This window comes from Nereida sp. NH-UV-3, from assembly GCF_042939535.1.
In the GTDB taxonomy this organism is placed as follows: Bacteria; Pseudomonadota; Alphaproteobacteria; order Rhodobacterales; family Rhodobacteraceae; genus Nereida; species Nereida ignava.
Window position 1 is genome coordinate 720991 of the sequence record NZ_CP132157.1, and the last position, 22635, is coordinate 743625.

The window sequence follows — 22635 nt, forward strand, 5'->3', positions numbered from 1 at the left end:
CACAAAATAACGGCAAAAAACCGCTCAAACGCCCCTTATCTGGGGGTATAGCCATAGATTTCGGGGTTACCAGTTGTCTTTGAACCACCGGAAGGCGCGCTTTAGGCTGCGCGCAGGATACATTTCAGTTGGTACATCAAAGTCCCACCACTCGTCCTGAGGGTTCGCCGCAAAAAGCGCCAGCCCAACAGCAGACGAAAATGCAGGTCCCGTTACAGCCTGCGGAAGCCCTTGAACCCGCAACGGCCGCCCCATGCGGACGTGCTGTCCCAAAATGCGGCTGGCCAACCCGTCAAGGCCGGGGATTTGGCTCGCGCCACCAGTCAGCACAATCTTCTGGCTTGGCAAATGTTCAAAGCCCGCCGCATCAAGCCGTGCGCGCGCTTCTTCCAAAATTTCTTCTACGCGGGGACGCATGATACCAATCAACTCCGCGCGGCTTGCTTGACGGCTATCAAGCTCCCAATCACCCGTGTCACCGCCAAGTTGGATCATGTCACGGTCATCCATACCCGTGGCGTGAACGCCGCCGTAATATGTCTTAAGCCGTTCCGCTGTTGGTGTTGGCACACGCAGACCCATCGCGATATCGGATGTAACGTGATCGCCGCCCATACGCACCGCATCTGAGTAAATCATATGTTTCTTGATGAAGATCGAAATACTGGTCGAGCCGCCGCCCATGTCGATACATGCAGCGCCCAGCTCTTGCTCATCCTCGATCAAGGCAGAAAGACCACTGGAATATGCCGCCGAAGCAAGGCCAGCCAGCTCTAGGTCGCAGCGCTTCACGCATTGCACGATGTTTTGAATTACAGGTGCATCAACTGTCAGCAGATGCAGATCGGTCATCAATTCTTGCCCCGCCTGCCCGCGCGGATCCGCAAGGCCGGACCGGTAATCCAGCGCAAAGTTCACAGGCTGCGCGTGCAAAACCTCGCGGCCCGCACCGATGTCAGGCTCATCGCACATCGCCAGAACCCGGCCAATGTCCGCATCCGTCACAACGCCAGTCTCAAGTTCGACTTTACCATCAAGACCGTAGCTGCGTGGGTTCGCACCGCTAAAAGACACAATCACATGATCTACGCGGGTCTCGGCCATTTTTTGGCTAGCCTGCACAGCGGTACGAATGGCGCGCTCGGTCTCAGCCATTGTGGTGATTTCACCAAAACTCACCCCACGTGAACGGGTTGTTGCAACACCAATGACGCGGAAACTTGACTGTCCTGCCAATGACCCGATCCCCTCGGAGGACGGGCCTTCAGAGCCGTCAAAACGTAAAACAAAGCACGCTGTCTTTGATGTGCCGATGTCCAATACCGCAATGACACCTTTTTGAAGGGCCGCTTTGCGGGCGGTTCGCATGGCACGCTGCATGGCATAGGGCTGGCTCATCGTTGGCCTCCAAACTCAATTTCATTGATTTCACGGATATCGTCGCGGGCCGCTTCGCCCAGCCGTACAGTCGGGCGATATGACAATCGCATATCAACGGCCATGACATCACGGTTCAAAATATCTTGTGCACGGTCCAAAATCACCACACGCTCAAGGGCCGTTACAGGCGCATCCACGGGCAGCATTATGCGCTGCCCTGTTTGCAAAACAACATCCCAACGGCGCTCGCCCATGCGGACCAATCCCTGAACACGATCAGCAATTGGCGCCGCGGCAGCGATCACTTGCAGCGCTTCGGCTACGTGGTCTTGCGCCCCCATGCCTGCAATCAGTGGGAGATGCGGGTAAGCATTTCTGTCCTCAACTGCTGCCACACGGTGCCCTGCATCATCACGCAGTTCCATCCCCTCGTGATGACGCCAAACAACCGCTGGCACCCGCTCATACACATCTATTTGCAGCAAATTTCCTGTACGAACCGCAAGAGATGCGGTCTTCACGGCATCAAGGCTTTCAACTGTTTGGCGCATTGTCTCAAGGTCCAGATCAAAACTGGAGACAGGCAAATCAACAGGTAAAACTTCACGAATTGCGGTGGCTGTCGCATCAGACGCCCCATCGATTGCCATGACGTTGACCATGAACTCGGGTCGGGTTTCAAGTTGTGCACGGGCCTGCTGCCACGCAGCAACTGTTTTGGCGCGGTTATCTGACTGAGCAAAATAAATACCCGCAACAAGCGCCGCTACACACAACGGCAAACCAAGGCGCACAAAGTTGCGGTAACCGGGGCGCAGTCGCAGACGGTGATAACGATATGCCCACTTTGACGGCGCGGGGTCACGGCGCGGCGCTGACGCCTCGGGCTGTGCAGTATTGGACGTGCGGGCACGTAGAATTGAGCGCTTGCCTATCTGTTGCATGACGCGTCCCTCACCATCCATTCGCAAAACTCAGCGTATGACAGCCCTGCGTGTTGCGCCTGCTCGGGGCTAAGCGAAGTGGGCGTCATCCCCGGCTGCGTGTTGGTTTCAAGCAGGATAATACCGTCAATGCCACGCGTGTCGTCCCAGCGAAAATCAGTTCGCGAAACACCACGACAGCCCAATGCGGAATGGGCGCGTAACGCGTAATCCTGACACGCCTTGGAGATGTCATCCGGAATATCCGCAGGCACAACATGGCGCGACCCACCCGCTACATATTTTGCATCATAGTCATAAAAACCGTCGGTCAGAATATCAGTTACGGCAAAAACACGCCCCCCCATGACTGTGGCTGTTAACTCACGACCATCTGCATAAGCTTCGACCATCACCTCATCTGGCATGTCGTCGGACAGGTGCGGAGGGCCATTGGCGTCATCAGCAACCAGATAGACCCCAACGCTGGACCCTTCATTATTGGGTTTAACCACATACGGCACAGGCATCACGTGAGACGCCATCACATCTTCGCGCCGCGCAATCACGCTCGGTACAAAAGGCAGCGCGGCCGCGGCATAAATCTCTTTGGTGCGGGTTTTGTCCATCGCGATCGCAGATGCCATAACACCCGAATGCGTATAGGGGATATTAAGCCATTCAAGCAGGCCCTGAACACACCCGTCCTCGCCCCACCGTCCGTGCAGCGCATTGAACGCCACATCAGGAGCAAGCGCCAACAGCTGCGCGCCAAGATCTTTGCCAGCATCAATTGAGTGTACATCATGACCAAGACTACTGAGTGCCGCGCACACTTGCTCACCGGACGACAAAGAGACCTCACGCTCTGCGCTTGGCCCGCCCATCAGTACTGCAATTTTAAGGGGGTCACTGCCTGACTTACCCACCGCTTGCCTCATCTCCCCGCTCTCGTCAGAACGGATTGCGCGCGCATGGTTGCACGCTTCTTTTCATGTCCGAGGGCTGCTCTGCCCGCCATTCTTATCATTGCCCGCTTTTTGCGCGCTTATTTTGCGGCGGGTTCACCCACTCGCATAATTTCCCACTCTAGCGTCAGGCCACTGTTTTCGTAAACCTTTTTTCGCACCAGCTCGCCCAGTTTTTCCAGATCATCAGCGGTGGCATCCCCAGTGTTGATGAGAAAATTTGGATGTTTGGGAGACATCTGCGCACCGCCAAGTGTGAACCCGCGCAGGCCAGCATCTTCAATCACCTTCCACGCCTTGAGGTCGTGAACATCATCCGCCCGCCCAGTTGAGCTGAACCCCGCAGGGTTGCGAAAAGTGCTGCCCGCGCTTCTGTCTTTGGTCGGCTGGGTTTCATCGCGCTTGGCCAGCTGAACCGCCATTGTGTCGTGCAAAGTTTGCGGATTGCCCGCGGGCGCCTCAAACACCGCATGGGTCAATACCCAGCCTTCGGGCAACGTAGATGTTCGATAGCCAAAGGCTAAATCGTCAGGACCAAGCTCAACCCGCTCACCACTGCGCGTTACGGCTTCTGCCTTGATAAAGTGATCGGCGGTATACCGTCCATAACATCCCGCATTCATCCGAACAGCACCACCAATTGAACCTGGGATTGTACGCAAGAACGTCAAATCAAGACCGGCATCGGCTGCTTTACGCGCCACATGGGCATCAAGTGCTGCAACCCCTGCCCGCACAGTGGTGCCGCTAATTTCTATGTCATTAAAACCGCGCCCCATCCGAATGACAGCCGCGCGCAGCCCACCGTCACGAACAATCAAATTGCTACCGACACCCATTGGGAACACCGGCGTCTCAGCAGGTAGGGCCGCGAGAAACGAACAAAGATCGTCCACATCAGCAGGCTGGAAAAGCACGTCAGCGGGACCACCAACACGCAACCACGTCAGGTCCGCAAGGGCGCGCCCTTGGGTAAGTCGTCCGCGCACATCGGGCCAATCCGTCATCGTAGCGCCTTATCTTTGAGCCAATTCACACCGCGATACAGCGGCCAGCGCAGCACAGCAATACCAACACCAAGGCCCAGCACAGCCGCCCAAACGCCACCCGAATACGTTGCCATGCCGAGGGTCGGAATACCGACCGCTATCAAGAAATACGCCCGCCCCCAGTGATTGTCTTTGGACGGGACCGATTGAAGGATTTGAGCAAGAACCACCCAACCGCAGATCAAAACAGTCGCACTCATGAGCGTACAGGCTCGCCAATCATTTGACGCGCTACATACAAAAGTGGCACGCGAAACAGCGATACAAACGCCGCAAGACCAAGTGCGACGGCACCAAGGCCATGTTCAAATCCCACGAAAATAAGCAAAAATGGCACAACGATTGCCAACATAATTGCGGGCGCATACTGGACCCGCAACGGCAACAGCGCTGTGATACTAGCCAGTAAGGCCCAGACACAACATGACACGATGGATGCACTAACAATCATTGATCGGCTCCCATTTTTGCGGGCAAGCCATTGGCCCAAGCTGAAATGGTACCGGCACCAAGGCATACGACCATATCCCCTGCCACGGCTTGTTCGCGTACCAAGCGCAAAAGGTCATCCTCACCCACAACCGCACGGGCGTGGCGATGGCCATGCCGGATTAGCCCCGCCACCAGGTCATCACGGTTAGCCCCTTCGATGACATCTTCGCCCGCGGCAAAGACCTCGGAAATTGCCACAACATCTGCGTCATTAAAACAGCTGCAAAAGTCATCGAACAGGTCGTGCAAGCGTGAATAACGGTGCGGTTGGTGCACAGCGATTACGCGGCCTTCTGTTGCCTGCCGCGCTGCACGAAGGGCCGCAGCAATCTCAACCGGATGGTGTGCATAGTCATCAATAATCGTCACGCCACCTACTTCACCGATACGCGTAAAGCGTCGGTTCACACCGCGAAAATTCTCAAGCGCTGATTTGATCTCATCACGCTTCAAACCAAGATGGCGCGCCACAGCAACTGCGGCCAGCGCATTGGATACGTTGTGATCGCCGGGCATAGGCAACATACAGCCCTCAATCATCTGGTCCTCGCCTTGCAAAGCCACATCGAAATACGCCGCCCCATTGCGGTACATCAGGTTCACTGCACGCACGTCAGCCTGTGCGTTAAAACCATAGGTGACAACACGCCGGTCCGTGATCTTGCCCACCAGGGACTGCACCTCGGAATGATCCGTGCAACACACTGCCAAGCCGTAAAACGGAATATTTGAAACGAAGTCCAGAAAGCCTTTACGCAGGTTATCAAAACTGCCCCAATGCTCCATATGCTCGGGGTCAATATTGGTGACCACAGCAATCGTTGCAGGGAGCCTATTGAAGGTACCGTCGCTTTCGTCGGCCTCAACCACCATCCACTCCCCCTGCCCCACGCGTGCGTTAGAACCGTAGGCGTGAATTACGCCGCCGTTGATAACAGTCGGGTCGACACCGCCCGCATCCAACAACGCGCTGACCATGGTTGTCGTCGTGGTTTTGCCGTGGGTTCCCGCGACGGCCACGTTAGATTTCAAGCGCATCAATTCCGCCAGCATTTCGGCGCGGCGCACAATCGGCAGGCCCTTCGCCCGCGCAGCATCGTATTCAGCGTTACCGGGCTTGATCGCACTAGAGATCACCACAACATCCGCATCCTGAAGGTTTTCAGCAGCCTGCCCGACGAAAATTTTAGCCCCCAAACCGGCCAAACGATCCGTGATTTTGGATGCCTTCAAGTCCGAGCCTTGCACAGTATAGCCATGATCCAGAAGAACTTCGGCAATGCCGGACATGCCAATGCCGCCAATCCCCACAAAGTGAAGCGCGCCTAATTTCGTGGGAAGTTTCGTTGCTGCCATATCAGTGCCTACCGTCTTTTTATTTTTGTGTTTTGTGCTGGCTTTGCGCCAGTTCTAATGTGAGATCAGCCAAGGCTTGGGTCGCATCTGGCCGCCCCGCCCCAAGCGCCGCCTGCGCCATTGCAGTTGCTTTTTTCGAATCGCTAAGAATACCTGAGATCTGCGCTGCGACCGCCTCAACCGTAAAAGTATCTTCGGTCATCACCACAGCCCCGCCAGCTTCTGCAAGCCCACGCGCATTTACGGTTTGGTGATCATCTGTCGCGATGCCAAGTGGCACCAAAATCGATGGCCGACCAATCACTGAAATATCCGCTACACTACTTGCGCCTGCACGGCTGATGACCAACTGGGCTTCTGCAAACAGAGTGGGAATATCATCAAAGAACGGCTGCACGTGCGCAGTGATGCCGTGTTGTGCGTAAAATTCTGTAACACGGGATTCGTCTTCTCCGCGTGCTTGATGGATGACGCGCACATTCGCGCGGACACTTTCGGGCAGTCGCGCGATGGCCGCTGGCACCACATCAGACAAAATACGCGCGCCTTGGCTGCCGCCAATGACGACAATCGACATGGGATAATCTCCGGGCGGAATATACCCCGCTGCAGCGCGGGCCAGCACGGTTTCACGCACAGGGTTGCCCGTTGGAACCCCCTCAATGCCATCTGGAAGGCTCATTGGCCACGTGCCGCATGCAACGCGGCTTACACGGGACGCAAACAGTTTGTTCACGCGGCCCAACACACCGTTTTGCTCGTGCAGCATGCGAGGGCGACGCAGCAAAGTTGCCGCTGTCAAAGCGGGAATTGAGGGATAACCACCGAACCCGACCACCACATCAGGGCGGTCGCGCAGCATTGTCAAAGTTGCGCCCACACACCCTGCAATGATTTGAAACGGCGCCAACACTTTTGCCAAAATACCACCACGCGACAGAGTAGCGCTGCTAACCTGCTCTATTTTCACGCCAGCGGGAAAGCCACCGGCGTAGCGCGCACCGCGCGCGTCTGTGCTCAGAACAACACGCCAGCCTTGTGCAAGCATCGACTCTGCCAGTGCTTGCGCGGGAAACATATGCCCGCCCGTGCCGCCCGCCGCGATGATCAGGAGGGGTTTGCCCGCCATGACTTACACGCCCCGGCGGGACAGGATATCACCAATCTCACCTTGCGGGCGTTTGCGTGTGAACGCGAGCAACATCCCAACTGCAATACCACCAGCGATCAACGACGAGCCACCATAACTAACAAACGGAAGGGTCATACCTTTTGCCGGCAACAACCGCACCGCGACACCCATGTTAACCAAAGCCTGAATACCGAATGTGCACGCCAACCCCGTACCCGCCAGACGAATGAACGGATCCCGTTCACGGGTCAAACGGTGCAGCGAGCGCAGCACGATTGCGGTATAAAGAAGGATAATAATCAGCACTAAAAAGAGGCCATATTCTTCAGCCGCAACAGCAATAATGAAGTCCGTGTGGGCATCTGGCAGTGATTGCTTAACCTGCCCTTCGCCAACACCCACGCCAAAAAAACCACCCTCACGTATAGCATTGGTCGCGTAGCCAAGCTGGGTTGTGGGATCAACTTCGGACGACCAATAGCCATCAATGCGGCGCGCGAAGTGCTCGCTTGAGGAATAGGCAACAAAGCCACCCGCGATGACCAACCCCATCAGACCGATCAACAAAACCGCAGGCGCGCCAGCGACAAACCACATCACGCCCCAGCCGAACAGAACCAAGCACGCTTGGCCAAAATCAGGTTGTAGCGCCAACATCAAAACGATCATGACGCACAAGATAAATGACATGGATTTGCCGGGAGGGCCTTCAAGTTCCTGACTGGCCGCCATCATCCACGCCGCCATCACAACAAAACCGGGCTTCAAAAACTCGGACGGCTGCAAAGACGCAAACCCAAGCGAATACCACCGCACCGCACCTTTTCCAAAGTCCGTTCCAAAAACAGGCAAAGCCGCAAGCGCAACAAATGAAGCCATAAATCCAAGAACCGCCAAGCGGCGCACCATATCAGGCTGCATCATCGACACGACAAACATGGTGATCATCGCCATAAATCCGAAAATGATCTGACGCTCTACATAATGAAACGGAGCGAAGCCATTTTTGGCAGCAAGCGGAGGGGACGCCGCAAGTCCAAGCAGCAAACCGATCCCAAACAGGATCAGAATGCACGACATTGTCCACTTGTCGATCGTGCGCCACCAGCGTGGAAGCACAGCATCGCCGCTACGCACGGGAACCGTGCCATAGACCATTTCTGTCATGGTTTACCTACTCTAACCGCCTCAATCGCCCCGTTTTCGGGGTCTCTAGGGATACATTACTACGAAACCACATGTGATTCTACGGAAATTACGCATGAATTTGAGGTTTCTGAGTACGGCAAGCGGCACTCCGCTTGCCAACGCGCGTAACCTGGGCCACTCAACAGATATGCAAATTAATACACTCATCATTGGCGCTGGCGCCGCAGGCTTGATGTGCGCCGCCCACAGCGGCCCCAAAACTATGGTTGTGGATCACGCCAAAGCGGCTGGTGAAAAGATCCGCATTTCGGGCGGGGGTAAGTGCAACTTTACCAATATGTACGCAGAGCCACAGAATTTTCTGAGTGCAAATCCGCATTTCTGCAAGTCAGCCCTGTCACGCTACACCCAGTGGGATTTCATCGAGATGGTCACCGCAGCAGGCATTCCCTACCATGAGAAAACGCTGGGTCAGTTGTTTTGCGACACCTCCGCCAAGGACATCATCAAGCTGCTCAAAACCCAAGCGCGCGGTGCGGACATTCGCCTCAACACCTCTGTTGAGCATATCGCCAAGACCGAAAACGGTTTTGACGTAGCCTTAATGCACGAAGGCAAGCTTACATCCGTCTCAACCGCGAATTTGGTTGTGGCCACTGGCGGCAAATCAATTCCCAAAATGGGTGCTACAGACTTCGGCTACCGGATTGCGCGACAATTCGACATTGATGTGTTGCCGACCCGCGCAGGGCTGGTTCCCCTTACCTTCGGACAAGATATCATGGAGGCCCTAAAGCCCATGGCAGGCGTGTCACTCAATGCGCGGGTCAGCTGTAATGGTGCCGCTTTTGAAGAAGGGTTGCTGATCACCCATCGCGGTCTTTCTGGACCATCCATATTGCAAGCCAGTTCGTATTGGCACGAAAAAGACAGCTTGTTTCTGCATCTTGAGCCTGCGCTCGACATTGTGCAGGCGCTCAAAGACCAGCGTCAACAAGCCGGCCGCATGGCCGTTCACACAGCACTGGGCGCGCATCTGCCCTCAAAGCTTGCCAACTACATCATAGAAATTGCGGGGCTTAGCGGAAATTTAGCCGATCAATCCGACAATGATCTGGCCCAGCTTGAAGCAGTTCTGACCGAATTGGAAATGCGCCCAACAGGTAGCGAAGGATACAGAACCGCCGAAGTGACCCTTGGCGGCGTGAACACCGATGCTCTCAACTCAAAAACAATGGAAAGCCGCAGCGTACCAGGGCTTTATTTCATCGGTGAAGTTGTCGACGTTACCGGATGGCTTGGCGGATACAACTTTCAGTGGGCATGGTCATCTGGATGGGCCGCGGGCACAGCAATCGCGGGCTAAGGCATCGCCATCTAGTCCGCGGCCACACGCTTGACGCAATCCACAAAATCATCTCCGCGGGCCTCAAAGCTGTCGTATTGATCAAAACTTGCAGCCGCTGGCGCCAACAAGACAACATCACCTTCCTGCGCATCCGCTACGGCCTGAGAGACAGCCTCTTGCATTGATCCGCACACGGCAGCGTCGCAGCTAAGCTGGCGCGCAAAACTCTCTGCCTCGCGCCCAATGACGTAAGCTTTCTGAACATTGCCAAGATGCGGCAGAAGCGCGTTAAGACCGCCCTCTTTTTGCAAGCCCCCACAAATCCAGCGCACGTTTTGGAATGCCTGAAGCGCTTTGGCGGCACTATCCACGTTGGTCGCTTTGCTATCGTTCACAAAACGAATTCCACGGTGCTCTGCAACAGTCTGGGACCGGTGGGGCAAACCTGCGAAGGTATGAAGTGCGGCCTCAATTTGGCGCGGGCCGATACCCACCGCACGGCAGGCGGCATAAGCAGAGCAAGCATTTTGATGATTATGTGCACCGGGCAGACCCGCAATGCCACGCAAATCAATGCTGGCGACTTGGCGACCCTTGCGCCACTCCGCGAGAAAGCCCTTCTTGGCAAAAACACTCCAGCCATTTGACGTCAGCTTACGCTCAACCGAGACAGAAATCACCCGATCCTCACCCGCAGCTGTAGCCGTCTGGTTGGCCAAAAACTGCCCTTCAATTTCATCGATGCCGATGACAGCCCGTTCTGGACCACCTTCTGCAAAAAGCCGGCGCTTGGCGTTAAAGTACCCGCCCATTCCTGCATGACGATCAAGGTGATCGGCGCTTAGATTTGTCCAAACCGCAACATCAGGCGTCAAGGCGCGCGCAAGCTCGGTTTGGTAAGACGACAACTCAAGCACAATCACTTCGCCGTCATGCGCCGGTTCAATGTCCAACACCCCACGGCCAATGTTGCCAGCCAACTGCGAGGGCCGGCCGCTTGCCTGTAAAATGTGATGGATCAACGCAGATGTTGTGGATTTGCCGTTGCTACCTGTGACAGCGATCACCTGCGGCGTGCGGTCAAATGCGTTCCAATCGTTGGTAGCGTAACTGCGGAAAAACAGCCCGATGTCGTTATCCACGGGCACGCCAGCGGCCCACGCCAGCGCAATAACAGGGTGTGGTGCGGGATAAAGATGCGGAATTCCGGGGCTAACGATCAGGGCAGACACGTCCTCAAACGCGCCTTGCTTGGTCAGGTCGTGCAACAACAGCCCCTGCCCTTCGGCACGCAGACGTCCTTGCTCACTATCGTCCCAGCAAAGCGCCTCCGCCCCGCCTTCTTCCAACGCATGCGCCGCAGCCAATCCCGAGCGCCCAAGACCCAAGACCGCAACCCGCTTACCCTCAAAACCTTGCACAGGGATCATCGCCGCACCCTACTTTTTCTTTTGTTTATAAATATCCAAGCCCGACGGCTCACAGCTTACCGTACTTTGAGCGTCGCCAGACCGATCATCGCGAGAATAAGTGAGATAATCCAGAACCGGATCACAATCTGTGGTTCGGCCCACCCTTTTTTCTCATAGTGGTGATGGATAGGCGCCATCAAGAAAACCCGTTTGCCGGTCCGCTTGAAATAAAGCACCTGAATGATCACCGAAAGCGCCTCAACCACGAACAGACCGCCTACAATACCAAGAACCAGCTCGTGCTTTGTGGCCACCGCAATCGCGCCGAGCGCGCCGCCAAGCGCAAGCGAACCTGTGTCCCCCATGAACACCGCCGCAGGAGGGGCATTGTACCAAAGAAAGCCAAGCCCGCCGCCAAACAACGCCGCACTAAAGATCAAAATTTCGCCGGTGCCCGGCACGTAATGCACATCAAGATACTCGGTGAAATCCACGCGACCCACCGCGTAGGCAATCACACCCAAAGTACCCGCAGCAATCATCACAGGCATGATCGCCAAACCGTCCAGACCGTCCGTCAGGTTCACCGCATTTGCGGACCCAACGATGACAATCATCGCAAATGGCACAAAGAAAAAGCCCATGTTAATCAGCGTGTCTTTGAAAATCGGCAGCGCCAGTTGATTGGCCAATTGGTCCGGATGCACCTGACTGGCCCAAAAGCCAGCAATACCCGCAATGACAAAGCCCAACAAAAGCCGCACGCGACCACTGACCCCGTCGGTATTTTGCTTTGAGACTTTGGCATAGTCATCCGCAAAGCCGATGGCCCCAAACGTCATTGTGACGAATAAAATCAGCCAGACGAAATGGTTGTCCCACCGCGCCCAAACCAGCGTTGAAAACAGGACAGCTGAAAGAATAAGCAAGCCCCCCATCGTGGGTGTGCCCGCCTTAACAAAGTGACCTTGTGGGCCGTCTTCGCGGATCGGCTGACCCTTGCCTTGTCTGCGGCGCAACACGTTGATGAGCGTCGGCCCAAACACAAATCCGAAAATCAACGCCGTTAGAAACGCCCCACCCGCGCGAAAAGTAATATAGCGAAAAAGGTTGAAAAAATCGCCCCCGTCAGAAAGCTCGGTCAGCCAATACAGCATTTTGTGGTCGTCCCCGTTCTTCATCAGGATTTAGGTGGTACTGGTAGTGCTTTGACCCAATTTACGCAAGGCATCAACGACCTGCGTGACACGGCTGCCCAATGAACCCTTGACCAAAACCACATCACCGGCATCGACGATATGGCTCACTTCGGCAGCAAGTTCCTGGGCCGTTTCGTACCACCGCCCGCGCTGTGGTGCCCCAAGCGCATCATAAAGCGCCTTCATGCGCGGTCCGACACAATGCACTTTGCTGACGGCGGCCAAATTTGGATCTTGGGCAACACTTGCGTGGATGGCCATTTCATCGCTACCTAACTCAAGCATATCGCCAAAGATTGCGATGCGTCTGCCTGAGCTGACCCGCCCAAGATTATCTTGCGGCTCTGCACTGCTTAGCACCGCCAAGGCCGCAGCAAGGGACGCAGGGTTGGCGTTATAGGCATCATCAATAACGTCGATCACAGCATCCGTATCAACAACATCAAGCACAATCCGCTCGCGCATGCCGCGTCCCGCAGGCGGCTGCCAGCGTGCCATATCAATCGCTGCACGGCCCAGATCGCCACCAAGCGCATCCACAACTGCCAATGCACCAAGCGCATTCATCGCAAAATGCGTGCCTGCGGACATCACTTTGAACAAAATGTCTTCTGTGCCTGTGTCTGTTTCAATGCGGGCTTCCACAATTGTTAGGTCATTCAAAACGCGGGCTGAACGCAATTGGTAAGCAGACGACATTTCACCAAAAAGCCGCATCTGGCAGCCTGATTTGAGCGCATGGTTTTGTAAAATTTCACTCGTCGCGATATCAGCGTTCAACACAGCAACACCGCCTGCCAGCAGCCCGTCAATGATTGAGGCCTTTTCACGCGCGATGCCTTCGATATTTTCAAAAGCCTCAAGATGCGCAGGTGCGACTGTTGTCACCATCGCCACATGGGGGCGGGTCAACTTGGATAGTGGCGCAATTTCACCGGGGTGGTTCATCCCCATTTCAATGACGGCAAACTGTGTATCCGCAGACATTCGCGCCAATGTAAGCGGCACGCCCCAGTGGTTGTTGTAACTGGCAACAGACGCATGGGTACGCCCTTGGGCAGACAACACATCGCGAAGCATTTCCTTGGTGGAGGTTTTACCAACACTGCCCGTGATACCAACAACTTTGGCATCGGTCCGTGCACGTGCTGCGACTGCCAAACGCTCAAGCGCGGCCAACACATCATCAACAATCAAAAGTGGGGCATCGCTTGGCACATCGTCAGGTACACGCGAAACCATGGCAGCACCCGCACCGGCCGCAAGGGCAGCTGCCACAAAATCATGCCCGTCGCGTACGTCTTTCAGAGCAACGAATAAATCGCCCGCCTCAATCGTGCGCGTGTCAATGCTAATGCCATCTACGGCCCAGCTTCCTTGGGCGACCCCGCCTGTGGCTTCAACCGCTTGTGCACTGGTCCATAAGCTCATCTCACATCATCCCGTCCAAAGCGGCCACTGAAATGCTGGCCTGTTCCACGTCGTCAAATGGTAAAACATCCGCACCAATGATTTGACCCGTCTCGTGACCTTTGCCTGCAATCAAAAGGGCGTCACCCTCTTCCAGCATATCGACTGCGCGCAAAATTGCCTCTGCCCTATCGGCCACATTAATCGCATCGGGACACCCTTCCATGACTGCTGCGCGGATCGCTGCAGGGTCTTCGGAGCGCGGGTTGTCATCAGTCACAATCACCACATCCGCCGCCGCGGCCGCAGCCGCACCCATCAACGGCCGTTTAGTAATATCACGGTCCCCGCCGGCGCCGATGACAGCAACCAGTTTGCCAATGATGTGCCCGCGTAGCGAGGCGATAGCCGATCGCACCGCATCAGGCGTATGCGCGTAATCTACGAAAACCGCCGCACCGTTTTGGCGGGTCGCGGCCAACTCCATGCGGCCGCGCACGGTTTTAAGATGCGCAAGACTGTCAAATACTTCATCCGCTGCACCGCCTGCGGCAATGACCATGCCTGCTGCAACAAGGGCGTTCTCTGCTTGAAACTGCCCCATGACGTTCAGGCGCAGCGTCCGCGCTTTACCTTGCCACGCGATCCGCAGTGTCTGGCCTGTGGCATCAAGACGGTGATCCAATATGCGCAGGTCTGCGTCCTCGGCCTTGCCCACGGTGATCACATTAAGGTCACGGGCAACGCAAAGCTGTTTAACGCGCGGCCCCATTGCATCGTCGATATTGATAACCGCCGTGCCGTCTTCGACCAGAACGCGCTCAAAAAGACCCATCTTGGCGGCGAAATACGCCTCGAACGTCTCATGGTAGTCCAGATGATCTTGGGTGAAGTTCGTAAAGCCCGCCACTTTGATATGGCACCCGTCCAGCCTGTGCTGATCCAGCCCGTGCGATGACGCCTCCATCGCCGCATATGTCACACCGTTCTGCGTAGCCTCAGCCAAAGCCGCGTGCAGCGTAATGGGATCTGGAGTCGTGTGCGCTAGCGGTGCGGTCCAGTGCCCCTCAACGCCGGTTGTTCCAAGGTTAACCGCAGGCTTGCTCATCTCTTCCCAAATCATCCGCACAAAAGTGGCAACAGATGTTTTGCCATTGGTGCCCGTCACCGCCACCATAGTCTCGGGCTGGGCGCCGAACCAAAGGGAGGTGGCGCGCGCAAACGTTTGGCGTGGCTCATCTGCTACGATCAGCACCGCATCAGAGGCGGCCAATTCTTCCTTGGCGATCTCGGCGCCCTTAGGGTCAGTCAAGATTGCCGCAGCCCCTTGGCGCAGCGCGTATTGAATAAAGCTGGCCCCATGAACTTGCGCACCTGCGAAAGCCGCAAACAAAAAGCCAGCCTCCACGACGCGGCTATCTAAAGCCACCCCTGTGATGGCAACGTCCCGTGCCGCCGTCAGCCCAAGTTGCGAAAGTGTTTTAGTCGTCATTTCTGCCAATGCTCCTCAAAAACACACCCAGTGATGTCCCGCCCTGACAGCCGCGCGCCGCTGCCGCGAAGGCCTTACTGTGAGGTCAGTGTTACACGCGCAAGGCTAGCAGGTTCAACAGTTGGGCGCAGGTCCAAAAGCGGTGCCACACGCCGGATCATTTCAGCGGTCACTGGTACCGCAGTCCATCCCGCCGAGCGACGCATCCGACCCAGCCCCATGATCTCGGGCTCATCCAATGTCACAATCAAAACGTACCTTGGATCATGGCTTGGGAACATTGTCGCAAAGGTCGCAATGACGCGGTCCTCATAATATCCGCCCGTTGGTTTTGGTTTATCTGCCGTACCTGTTTTACCGGCAACTGAATATCCTGGCACATCGCCAAAACTTGCGGTGCCATCAGTGACCACAGCGCGCAGCATTTTTTGCGCCTCGCGTGCCGCCTCGGGCGACATCACGCGGGGGCCAAGCGGCACTGTGCTGTCTTGTTTCAACAGTGTTGGCGTGACCGCCGTGCCACCATTCGCGATGGCCGCATAACCCGCAGCAAGCTGCATGGGTGAGGTAGACAAGCCGTGGCCATAACTGATGGTCACAGTGCTTAACTCGGTCCACTTGGGAGGCAGCAAAGGCGTGCCACGCTCAACAGTTTCAACGGGTGCGGCCTCAAAAAAGCCCAAAGATTTGAGGAACTCTTGCTGACGCTCTGCGCCGATCTCAAGCGCCAAACGTCCGGTGCCGCGGTTCGAAGACTTCACCATGATGTCCGACACGCTAAGTTTACCGTAGTTCTTGTTCTCAAACTCACCGATAGAACGCCTTCCAACACGCATCGGACCTTTTGTATCAATGATGGTCTCGGCATCAGCGATACCCAGATCAACAGCTTGTGCGGCTGTGAAAATCTTGAACGTCGAGCCAAGCTCGTACACACCCTGTAACGCGCGGTTAAAAAGTGGGCTGTCGCTTTGGTCTTTGTCTTTGTCAGCAACCGTCAAAGGACGCGGGCGGTTGTTGGGATCAAAATCAGGTAGGCTAACGACGCTGATCACCTCGCCGGTTTTTGCGTCCATCAACACCGATGACGCGCCTTTGGCGTTCATGATCTTCATACCGTTGAACAGCACTTCTTCGGATGCTGCCTGCACCGTCAGGTCAAGCGACAACTCAAGTGGCTCATTGGCTTTGGCAGGGTCGCGCAAACGGTCATCGAAGAACTTCTCAACCCCCGCAACGCCCAGTACTTCTGCACTACTTACGCCCTGCTCACCAAAACGCGTACCGCCCAAGATATGCGCCGCAATTGCGCCGTTGGGGTAAAGACGCATCTCACGCGGCCCGAACAACAACCCTGGGTCACCAATATCATGTGCGGCTTGCTTTTGCTCGGGACTAAGCCGTTTTTTAACCCATGCAAACTTGCGATTGCCGCCAAGTTCCTTGCGCAGTTTTTGCTCGTTCAGATCAGGAAATATCTCAAGCAATTTGGTAATTGTGCCGTCCTTATCAATCATCTGATGAGGATGTGCATACAGCGAATACGTGTCGTGATTTGTCGCCAAAATGCGGCCACGGCGGTCCAGAATGTCTGCGCGGTTTGATCGGATTTGCACATTCATCGCAGAGCTGCGCGGCTCTGCTACATCCGAGGCAGACAGCGTCGCCATCCGCCCACCCACAGCACCGAAGGCGGTCAAAAAGAACAACCCCAACACCACCAAACTGCCCTCAGCACGGCGGCGGGACTGATCGCGCATTTCTTCGTGACGCTTACGCTTGTTATCGCGTTCAATCGCATCAGGATTTTCGCCGCTTTCGCGGGCTTTCAAGATGCGAGCAAGGGGGCGAAGTGGCGTGCGGATCATTGTGCGTCCCCAAGTGTCGCGTTTGTATCAACGGCGCCCGTGATCAACCCAAGCGGCGCAATCACAGAAGGATAACTGATCTGGTCAACGCGGCCAAATTGCTGCGGCTCCATCGGCAAAAGACCCAGCAAATCAAAATTGATCTCGGCTAAATCGCGCAGCCGCTCAGGCCGGTTCAGATATGCCCACTCACCACGTAAAATGCCCAACGTATCGCGCGCCTCAGCGATGTCACGCTGTAGGACACGAACCTCTGCCAAGGCATCTTTCGTCCGATAATTTTCTTGGTAGGCCCAAAAAGCCAGCCCCATGACCGCAAGTGCCGCGCTGATATAAAGCAACGTGCGCATCGCTTAGCCCCTTCCCAACGTCGGCATGCCAATGTCGCGCGGCGCCAGTGTTTCGCCCGCCAGATCAGCCGGAGCATCACTACGAATTGCAACACGTAGCTTTGCACTGCGCGAGCGGGGGTTTTCCTCAAGTTCCTGCGCATCTGGCCCGATTGCTTTGCGAGACTTCAGAGCAAACGCAGGGATTTCTTGTTCAGCCTCCGGTGCATAACGGTTGGCATTACCCGTCGTGCCCGCACGCATTTGCAAAAAGCGTTTCACCATCCGGTCCTCGGTGGAGTGAAACGTGACCACCGCCAATTTACCACCGGGCTTCAACGCCCGCTCAGAAGCCATAAGACCTTGATAAAGCGCATCATACTCACCATTCACCGCAATGCGGATCGCTTGAAAGCTGCGAGTCGCAGGATGGCTTTGACCCGGTTTTGAGCGCGGCAGTTGACCTGCAATCAGGTCGGCAAGCTCAAGAGTTGTCGTAATAGGGGCCGCAGCGCGTGCCTTCACGATTGCCTTTGCGATCCGGCGAGAGGCGCGTTCTTCACCATATAGAAACAAAACATTCGCTATTTCAGCTTCGGACAATGTCGCGATCAGATCAGCCGCCGAAGGTCCATCTTGGGCCATCCGCATATCAAGGGGGCCGTCCTTCATGAACGAAAAGCCGCGCTCGGCTTGGTCAAGCTGCATCGAACTTACCCCAAGGTCCAAAACAATGCCGTCAAGATTTTCCGCATAAGTATCAAGTTTCGCGAAATTCCCAGCAACCAGCGTCACGCGATCATCGGCCCACGATTTTGCCATCTCAAGTGCTAGCGGATCTTGATCAACGCCAATCACCTGCTCTGCACCTGCTTCAAGGAGCCCGCGCGTATAGCCACCGGCCCCCAGTGTACCATCAAGCCAGACACCACCTACAGGCGCTACAGCCTCCAACAAAGGACGCAAAAGAACGGGAATATGCGGATCAGCGGACGGTGTAGAAGCGGCGCCCATTGATTATTCCTCATCCCCATCAAGATAAACTGACGGGTCCAAATCCGGATCGAAATCCTCGTCATCCAACGCGAGGTTATTCTCAGCTTCGAATGTCTCAGGCGTCCAAATTTCAAATGTATCGTTGTTGGCGATGAAGTAGGCCTCGTTCGTAATGCCCAGCTTTTCGCGCAGCTTGGGAGACAAAACGAACCGCCCCGTTTCATCAACGCTAAGCGTTACCGAGCGACCACTGTAAAGGCGCGACAAAGCATGACGCTTTTTGGACCCACGGGGCAATTTGCGAATTTTAGCATCAACTGAAGCCATGCCATCCACAGTGAACCCTTCAAGGAAGGCACGCCGGTCATCGCCATAAACTAGGACAAACTCTGGCAACTTGCCATTTTCCCACGCGGGATCACCTGCCTCCAAGACACGTCGAAAGGGCGCGGGAATTGAGACCCTGCCCTTCGCATCCACCTTCTGGTGGTATTCGCCTCTGAACGCACGGACCATCGAGGAACCGGCTCCTGTTGCTACCTTGCGACCTACGCACTGAAATGCGCGGCCCTTTAATTAAAAAGGCGGGTTGATCTGCTGCCACTGATCAACCCGCCTGTGCCCCTTTGCGGGGAAGTCCGACTGCGCGCGCCACCTGGGGGGATGTCTGCTCGCTCACGCGCCGGATCTCGTTGATCGAAGAAGTGAGGCCTGTATGAAACCTTTTCGGTCGCCGGGTGGGGTTCTTGAGACGCCCCTTAAATGTGTGCTCACCGCTTCGATAAACTTAGGAATACATGGGAATTTATGGGAAGCAACAACTTTTTTCGAGCTAAACGCCTTAAAAACTTAGTAAATCATGAAGCAAACTATACTTTACACCACCTTAATTACATCATCATGTAGTATCATGTAGCCATTAACACTAAATGTAGTAGTAGCGGTATTGTTCAAATAATTACCAAAAAATCCCAACTTTCATCACTTTAGCTAAAAAAAGCCGACCTATCCCACCTAATTTGAGCGATTATTTGATAAAATCTACGAGATACAAACACTAAACTACTGAACACTCCCATGATTTCCCACATATCATTATCACATGCAGCAAAAAAGGCGCCCCGAAGGAGCGCCTTGAACTTCAATACAATTGAGGTGTCTGTCTAAGCCATACCGCCTGCAACAAGGCGTTCAGCCAATTGAGCGTAGGCCTGCGCCATAGGGCTGTCACCAGCCGCGATGGGCGTACCAGCATCCCCGGCAAGCCGCGTATCCAGATCAAGCGGTAACGACCCAAGGAAAGGTGCGCCAATTTTCGCAGCCTCCGCCTCAACGCCCCCATGCCCGAACAGATGCGCCTCATGGCCACACTCGGGGCAGATATACGTGCTCATGTTCTCTATCAGGCCCAAAACCGGTGTGCGCAGATTATCAAACATATCAAGCGCGCGTCGTGCATCCAAAAGCGCCACATCTTGCGGGGTACTAACTACGATTGCCCCTGTCACTGCCGCGCGCTGGCAAAGCGTAAGCTGCACATCACCCGTGCCTGGCGGAAGATCAACGATCAGAACGTCAAGCTTGCCCCACTCAACCTGCCCCAACATTTGTTGGAGTGCGCCCATTAGCATTGGCCCCCGCCACACAACCGCTTTGTCGGGGTCAAGCATCAGACCGATGGACATCATTGTTACGCCGTGGGCCTGCAGAGGAATGATTGTTTTGCCATCTGGGCTGGCAGGACGTTTTGAAACACCCAACATACGCGGCTGACTGGGACCATAAATATCTGCATCAAGCAGCCCAACTCTACGTCCCTGCTTGGCCAAAGCGACTGCCAGATTTGACGATACTGTCGATTTGCCAACCCCGCCTTTGCCCGACCCAATCGCCAAGATACGGTCAACGCCGGAGACAGGCTTGGGACCGCCCTCTTGCTTTGTCGGGTGTCCGCCAATCTTCAGGCTGGGAGGCGCGGAAGGTGCAGCTTGTGGTTTGGCTGCGGGCGTAGATGGCCCGTGGGCTGTCAGCACGGCACTCACAGTACTTATACCAGCAACTTTACCAACCACCGCCTCAGCCGCACGGCGCACACCATCCATGCGCGCAGCAGCTTCGGGATCGGGGGCTTCGATTACGAACCGAACGGTGCCGCCCTCAACACTTAAAGCGCGGATCATATCGCGCGACACCAAATCGCCCCCATCAGGCAGCGTAAGAGATGACAGGGCTTTTAGGACTTCTTCTTTACTGGACATCAGTGGACCTTCCTTTGGCATCGGCTCATTGCGTATTCCCTTCGGCAAATAACCCGTTCTGTACAGATCACAAGCCACATCCACCGCCCCATTACCGCCGATTTTCAGCTAGCGCTAACGGTACACGGCAAAAGACCTGTGACGAAGCGTTGCAAAAGACGCATAGCTGCAATGCAGCATTGTGCGTTGTGCGGACGCAGCATGGTCCGTATCTAGGGTGCAAGACATTCGAAGCATGGCTCGGCGGACAAGACGCCGGCAAAACTTACAAGGACAAAAGCAATGGCTTTTACAGTTAGCACACCATCGATCTTCCGCCCAACTTTCGCAGACATCCTGCGCGCAAAATTCGACGACGTAAAAACAGCGATCGCTCAGCGCCGCATGTACAAAGCAACCTTCAACGAGCTTGCGGTACTTTCAAACCGCGAGTTGGCAGACCTCGGAATTTTCCGTTGCGACATCAAACGCATCGCTCTTGAGGCTGCATACGGCGCCTAAGCGCTGATACGAGATCAGGACGCCCTTTCCTCCTCCCGGGGTTGTTCTGTTAAAAGGCGGCGATACCATCCTCCCTGGTATCGCCGCTATTTTTTTGCCTGATTTTTTTTGTCGGTGGTTTTGCCATTTCCTTCTGACGCTCCGTCGCTAATGTGCCGCGAATGTATAGTTTCATTCTGCCTTTCCTGGCCTTCGCCTTCGTCAGCTCCGCCACCCCCGGCCCCAACAACGTGATGCTGTTAGCGTCTGGTGCAAACTTTGGTTTTCGGCGAACGCTTCCGCATATGCTGGGCATTTCAATTGGGCACTCTTTTCAAGTGGCGCTGATCGGGCTTGGGCTTTTGCAGTTGTTCAACGCATATCCTGCCAGTTTCATCGTGATGAAAGTTCTCAGCGCCGCGTATCTTTTGTACCTAGCTTATAAAATCGCAAATGCCGCCCCACCGGCGGACGCGAAGCCTGACAGCAAACCTTTTACATTCTTACAAGCGGCGGCCTTTCAATGGGTCAATCCCAAGGCGCTGTTCATGGCCATTACGGCGCAATCACAATACGCACAGCCCGAACTTGGCATCTGGGGACCCATCGCAATTGCCTTATTGTTTATGGCCGCAAATTTTCCTGCCGTATCCATTTGGGGGTATATGGGTGTGCAAATCAAATCCCTACTGAGCACGCCAAGACGCTTGCGGGTTTTCAATTACGCTATGGCAGGCATTTTGATCACCACGCTCTATCCGATGCTCACAGCTGATTTCACCCTCTAGGTTTAAGCGATGCTTTGGCTTTTGATCACCTATGCTGTCGCCAGCACAATCACGCCCGGCCCAAACAACCTGATGCTCTTTGCATCGGGGGCCAATTTTGGCCTTCGCCGGAGCATAAGGCACATCTTTGGTATCAGCCTGGGTCATATCATTATGATTGGCGGTTTGGGTCTTGGGCTTGCACAAATCTTCGCGGTAATGCCTGCGGCACATACGGTGCTCAAAATCTGTTCCGCAATTTATATGACGTATTTGGCATATAAAATCGCAACTGCTGCACCCCCAAGCGGCGTGGCAAGCACCGCTACCCCGATGACGTTATGGCAGGCTGCTGCCTTTCAGTGGGTAAACCCCAAAGCGTGGGCAATGCATCTCAACGCACTGACACTTTTCGCCCCACCAGAAGCTGGCTGGCTTGGGTTCCTCACAGTGATCATCGTTATTCCGCTGATCAACACGCCATGTGTCACCGTCTGGGCCGTGCTTGGCTCAAAAACGAAACGCTGGCTCAATGCGCCACGCAGATTGCGGGCATTCAACATCACCATGGCACTTATGCTGATCGCCTCGATCTTACCTATTTTGCGCGCAGGTGTGCCGGTTTAG

Annotated in this window: 23 protein-coding genes; 4 read left to right on the forward strand and 19 right to left on the reverse strand. The window is 55.2% G+C overall.

The genetic code is table 11. The annotated features are described in order from the left end of the window. Positions 1–66 precede the first annotated feature (66 nt). The 9 genes from ftsA to ftsW form a co-directional block, all read right to left on the reverse strand. Positions 67–1398, reverse strand: a complete 1332-nt coding sequence (gene ftsA / locus NeNHUV3_RS03475) for a cell division protein FtsA (protein WP_341247127.1) — start codon at positions 1396–1398, stop codon at positions 67–69. Further along, positions 1395–2324 carry a cell division protein FtsQ/DivIB gene (locus NeNHUV3_RS03480; RefSeq protein WP_391482532.1) on the reverse strand — a complete coding sequence of 310 codons (930 nt, stop codon included), beginning with the start codon at positions 2322–2324 and terminating at the stop codon, positions 1395–1397. Before NeNHUV3_RS03480 ends, ftsA begins: the two co-directional genes overlap by 4 nt. After that, complete coding sequence (locus tag NeNHUV3_RS03485) at positions 2312–3244, reverse strand: D-alanine--D-alanine ligase (RefSeq protein WP_391482534.1); 933 nt, start codon at positions 3242–3244, stop codon at positions 2312–2314. The genes NeNHUV3_RS03480 and NeNHUV3_RS03485 overlap by 13 nt, the downstream gene beginning before the upstream one ends. Positions 3245–3351: 107 nt before the next feature. Beyond that, entirely contained in the window at positions 3352–4278 is a 927-nt protein-coding gene (murB, locus tag NeNHUV3_RS03490; protein ID WP_391482536.1) for a UDP-N-acetylmuramate dehydrogenase, read from the reverse strand. Further along, entirely contained in the window at positions 4275–4520 is a 246-nt protein-coding gene (locus tag NeNHUV3_RS03495; protein ID WP_391482537.1) for a DUF2484 family protein, read from the reverse strand. The genes murB and NeNHUV3_RS03495 overlap by 4 nt, the downstream gene beginning before the upstream one ends. Next, positions 4517–4771, reverse strand: coding sequence for a DUF2484 family protein (locus NeNHUV3_RS03500; RefSeq protein WP_391482538.1), 255 nt, complete (start codon positions 4769–4771; stop codon positions 4517–4519). Before NeNHUV3_RS03500 ends, NeNHUV3_RS03495 begins: the two co-directional genes overlap by 4 nt. Continuing rightward, the gene (murC, locus tag NeNHUV3_RS03505; protein WP_391482540.1) at positions 4768–6168 is read right to left on the reverse strand and encodes a UDP-N-acetylmuramate--L-alanine ligase; all 1401 of its coding nucleotides are present in this window, start codon (positions 6166–6168) and stop codon (positions 4768–4770) included. The genes NeNHUV3_RS03500 and murC overlap by 4 nt, the downstream gene beginning before the upstream one ends. Positions 6169–6187: 19 nt before the next feature. After that, complete coding sequence (locus NeNHUV3_RS03510) at positions 6188–7297, reverse strand: UDP-N-acetylglucosamine--N-acetylmuramyl-(pentapeptide) pyrophosphoryl-undecaprenol N-acetylglucosamine transferase (RefSeq protein ID WP_391482543.1); 1110 nt, start codon at positions 7295–7297, stop codon at positions 6188–6190. A 3-nt stretch (positions 7298–7300) separates the two neighbouring features. Continuing rightward, positions 7301–8467 carry a putative lipid II flippase FtsW gene (ftsW, locus tag NeNHUV3_RS03515; protein ID WP_334066152.1) on the reverse strand — a complete coding sequence of 389 codons (1167 nt, stop codon included), beginning with the start codon at positions 8465–8467 and terminating at the stop codon, positions 7301–7303. Positions 8468–8636: 169 nt separating this feature from the next. On the opposite strand from ftsW, the gene NeNHUV3_RS03520 reads away from it, so the two are divergent. Next, entirely contained in the window at positions 8637–9815 is a 1179-nt protein-coding gene (locus tag NeNHUV3_RS03520) for an NAD(P)/FAD-dependent oxidoreductase (RefSeq protein ID WP_391482545.1), read from the forward strand. 11 nt (positions 9816–9826) lie between these two features. On the opposite strand, the gene murD is transcribed toward NeNHUV3_RS03520, so the two are convergent. The 9 genes from murD to NeNHUV3_RS03565 form a co-directional block, all read right to left on the reverse strand. After that, the gene (gene murD, locus NeNHUV3_RS03525) at positions 9827–11227 is read right to left on the reverse strand and encodes a UDP-N-acetylmuramoyl-L-alanine--D-glutamate ligase (protein ID WP_391482546.1); all 1401 of its coding nucleotides are present in this window, start codon (positions 11225–11227) and stop codon (positions 9827–9829) included. A gap of 56 nt (positions 11228–11283) precedes the next feature. Continuing rightward, positions 11284–12366, reverse strand: coding sequence for a phospho-N-acetylmuramoyl-pentapeptide-transferase (mraY, locus tag NeNHUV3_RS03530; RefSeq protein ID WP_391483165.1), 1083 nt, complete (start codon positions 12364–12366; stop codon positions 11284–11286). A 30-nt stretch (positions 12367–12396) separates the two neighbouring features. Further along, a complete protein-coding gene (gene murF, locus NeNHUV3_RS03535; protein WP_391482547.1) occupies positions 12397–13839 on the reverse strand; it encodes a UDP-N-acetylmuramoyl-tripeptide--D-alanyl-D-alanine ligase in 1443 nt (480 codons plus the stop codon). Between the two features lies 1 nt (position 13840). Beyond that, the gene (locus NeNHUV3_RS03540; RefSeq protein WP_391482549.1) at positions 13841–15310 is read right to left on the reverse strand and encodes a UDP-N-acetylmuramoyl-L-alanyl-D-glutamate--2,6-diaminopimelate ligase; all 1470 of its coding nucleotides are present in this window, start codon (positions 15308–15310) and stop codon (positions 13841–13843) included. A gap of 74 nt (positions 15311–15384) precedes the next feature. Beyond that, on the reverse strand, positions 15385–17178 hold the full coding sequence (locus NeNHUV3_RS03545) for a peptidoglycan D,D-transpeptidase FtsI family protein (protein ID WP_391482550.1): 1794 nt from the start codon (positions 17176–17178) through the stop codon (positions 15385–15387). Continuing rightward, positions 17175–17528 carry a cell division protein FtsL gene (locus tag NeNHUV3_RS03550; protein ID WP_048597854.1) on the reverse strand — a complete coding sequence of 118 codons (354 nt, stop codon included), beginning with the start codon at positions 17526–17528 and terminating at the stop codon, positions 17175–17177. The genes NeNHUV3_RS03545 and NeNHUV3_RS03550 overlap by 4 nt, the downstream gene beginning before the upstream one ends. A 3-nt stretch (positions 17529–17531) precedes the next feature. Further along, positions 17532–18521, reverse strand: a complete 990-nt coding sequence (gene rsmH, locus NeNHUV3_RS03555; RefSeq protein ID WP_391482552.1) for a 16S rRNA (cytosine(1402)-N(4))-methyltransferase RsmH — start codon at positions 18519–18521, stop codon at positions 17532–17534. Between the two features lie 3 nt (positions 18522–18524). Continuing rightward, positions 18525–19019: a division/cell wall cluster transcriptional repressor MraZ gene (mraZ, locus tag NeNHUV3_RS03560; protein WP_048597852.1), complete on the reverse strand. Its 495-nt coding sequence runs from the start codon at positions 19017–19019 to the stop codon at positions 18525–18527. 647 nt (positions 19020–19666) lie between these two features. Next, complete coding sequence (locus NeNHUV3_RS03565) at positions 19667–20761, reverse strand: Mrp/NBP35 family ATP-binding protein (RefSeq protein WP_391482554.1); 1095 nt, start codon at positions 20759–20761, stop codon at positions 19667–19669. Positions 20762–21043: 282 nt separating this feature from the next. On the opposite strand from NeNHUV3_RS03565, the gene NeNHUV3_RS03570 reads away from it, so the two are divergent. Beyond that, a complete protein-coding gene (locus tag NeNHUV3_RS03570; RefSeq protein ID WP_391482556.1) occupies positions 21044–21262 on the forward strand; it encodes a DUF1127 domain-containing protein in 219 nt (72 codons plus the stop codon). A 49-nt stretch (positions 21263–21311) separates the two neighbouring features. Here NeNHUV3_RS03570 and NeNHUV3_RS03575 read toward each other — a convergent pair whose 3' ends face one another. Next, a complete protein-coding gene (locus tag NeNHUV3_RS03575) occupies positions 21312–21437 on the reverse strand; it encodes a hypothetical protein (RefSeq protein ID WP_391482557.1) in 126 nt (41 codons plus the stop codon). Here NeNHUV3_RS03575 and NeNHUV3_RS03580 point away from each other — a divergent pair. Together NeNHUV3_RS03580 and NeNHUV3_RS03585 are read left to right on the forward strand one after the other, a co-directional pair. Beyond that, positions 21424–22029: a LysE family translocator gene (locus tag NeNHUV3_RS03580; RefSeq protein WP_391482559.1), complete on the forward strand. Its 606-nt coding sequence runs from the start codon at positions 21424–21426 to the stop codon at positions 22027–22029. The genes NeNHUV3_RS03575 and NeNHUV3_RS03580 overlap by 14 nt on opposite strands. Before the next feature lie 9 nt (positions 22030–22038). Further along, a complete protein-coding gene (locus NeNHUV3_RS03585) occupies positions 22039–22635 on the forward strand; it encodes a LysE family translocator (protein WP_391482560.1) in 597 nt (198 codons plus the stop codon).

Bases quoted from the DNA above. Each gene is read 5' to 3' on its own strand.
- NeNHUV3_RS03575 (WP_391482557.1), bottom strand. From the start codon at position 21,437: ATGAAACTATACATTCGCGGCACATTAGCGACGGAGCGTCAGAAGGAA.
- NeNHUV3_RS03565 (WP_391482554.1), bottom strand. From the start codon at position 20,761: ATGTCCAGTAAAGAAGAAGTCCTAAAAGCCCTGTCATCTCTTACGCTG.
- NeNHUV3_RS03540 (WP_391482549.1), bottom strand. From the start codon at position 15,310: ATGACGACTAAAACACTTTCGCAACTTGGGCTGACGGCGGCACGGGAC.
- NeNHUV3_RS03495 (WP_391482537.1), bottom strand. From the start codon at position 4,520: ATGAGTGCGACTGTTTTGATCTGCGGTTGGGTGGTTCTTGCTCAAATC.
- ftsA (WP_341247127.1), bottom strand. From the start codon at position 1,398: ATGAGCCAGCCCTATGCCATGCAGCGTGCCATGCGAACCGCCCGCAAA.
- murB (WP_391482536.1), bottom strand. From the start codon at position 4,278: ATGACGGATTGGCCCGATGTGCGCGGACGACTTACCCAAGGGCGCGCC.
- NeNHUV3_RS03500 (WP_391482538.1), bottom strand. From the start codon at position 4,771: ATGATTGTTAGTGCATCCATCGTGTCATGTTGTGTCTGGGCCTTACTG.
- NeNHUV3_RS03545 (WP_391482550.1), bottom strand. From the start codon at position 17,178: ATGATCCGCACGCCACTTCGCCCCCTTGCTCGCATCTTGAAAGCCCGC.
- NeNHUV3_RS03510 (WP_391482543.1), bottom strand. From the start codon at position 7,297: ATGGCGGGCAAACCCCTCCTGATCATCGCGGCGGGCGGCACGGGCGGG.
- murD (WP_391482546.1), bottom strand. From the start codon at position 11,227: ATGATCCCTGTGCAAGGTTTTGAGGGTAAGCGGGTTGCGGTCTTGGGT.
- NeNHUV3_RS03585 (WP_391482560.1), top strand. From the start codon at position 22,039: ATGCTTTGGCTTTTGATCACCTATGCTGTCGCCAGCACAATCACGCCC.
- NeNHUV3_RS03520 (WP_391482545.1), top strand. From the start codon at position 8,637: ATGCAAATTAATACACTCATCATTGGCGCTGGCGCCGCAGGCTTGATG.
- mraZ (WP_048597852.1), bottom strand. From the start codon at position 19,019: ATGGTCCGTGCGTTCAGAGGCGAATACCACCAGAAGGTGGATGCGAAG.
- NeNHUV3_RS03550 (WP_048597854.1), bottom strand. From the start codon at position 17,528: ATGCGCACGTTGCTTTATATCAGCGCGGCACTTGCGGTCATGGGGCTG.
- mraY (WP_391483165.1), bottom strand. From the start codon at position 12,366: ATGCTGTATTGGCTGACCGAGCTTTCTGACGGGGGCGATTTTTTCAAC.
- murC (WP_391482540.1), bottom strand. From the start codon at position 6,168: ATGGCAGCAACGAAACTTCCCACGAAATTAGGCGCGCTTCACTTTGTG.
- murF (WP_391482547.1), bottom strand. From the start codon at position 13,839: ATGAGCTTATGGACCAGTGCACAAGCGGTTGAAGCCACAGGCGGGGTC.
- ftsW (WP_334066152.1), bottom strand. From the start codon at position 8,467: ATGACAGAAATGGTCTATGGCACGGTTCCCGTGCGTAGCGGCGATGCT.
- NeNHUV3_RS03580 (WP_391482559.1), top strand. From the start codon at position 21,424: ATGTATAGTTTCATTCTGCCTTTCCTGGCCTTCGCCTTCGTCAGCTCC.
- rsmH (WP_391482552.1), bottom strand. From the start codon at position 18,521: ATGGGCGCCGCTTCTACACCGTCCGCTGATCCGCATATTCCCGTTCTT.
- NeNHUV3_RS03480 (WP_391482532.1), bottom strand. From the start codon at position 2,324: ATGCAACAGATAGGCAAGCGCTCAATTCTACGTGCCCGCACGTCCAAT.
- NeNHUV3_RS03570 (WP_391482556.1), top strand. From the start codon at position 21,044: ATGGCTTTTACAGTTAGCACACCATCGATCTTCCGCCCAACTTTCGCA.
- NeNHUV3_RS03485 (WP_391482534.1), bottom strand. From the start codon at position 3,244: ATGAGGCAAGCGGTGGGTAAGTCAGGCAGTGACCCCCTTAAAATTGCA.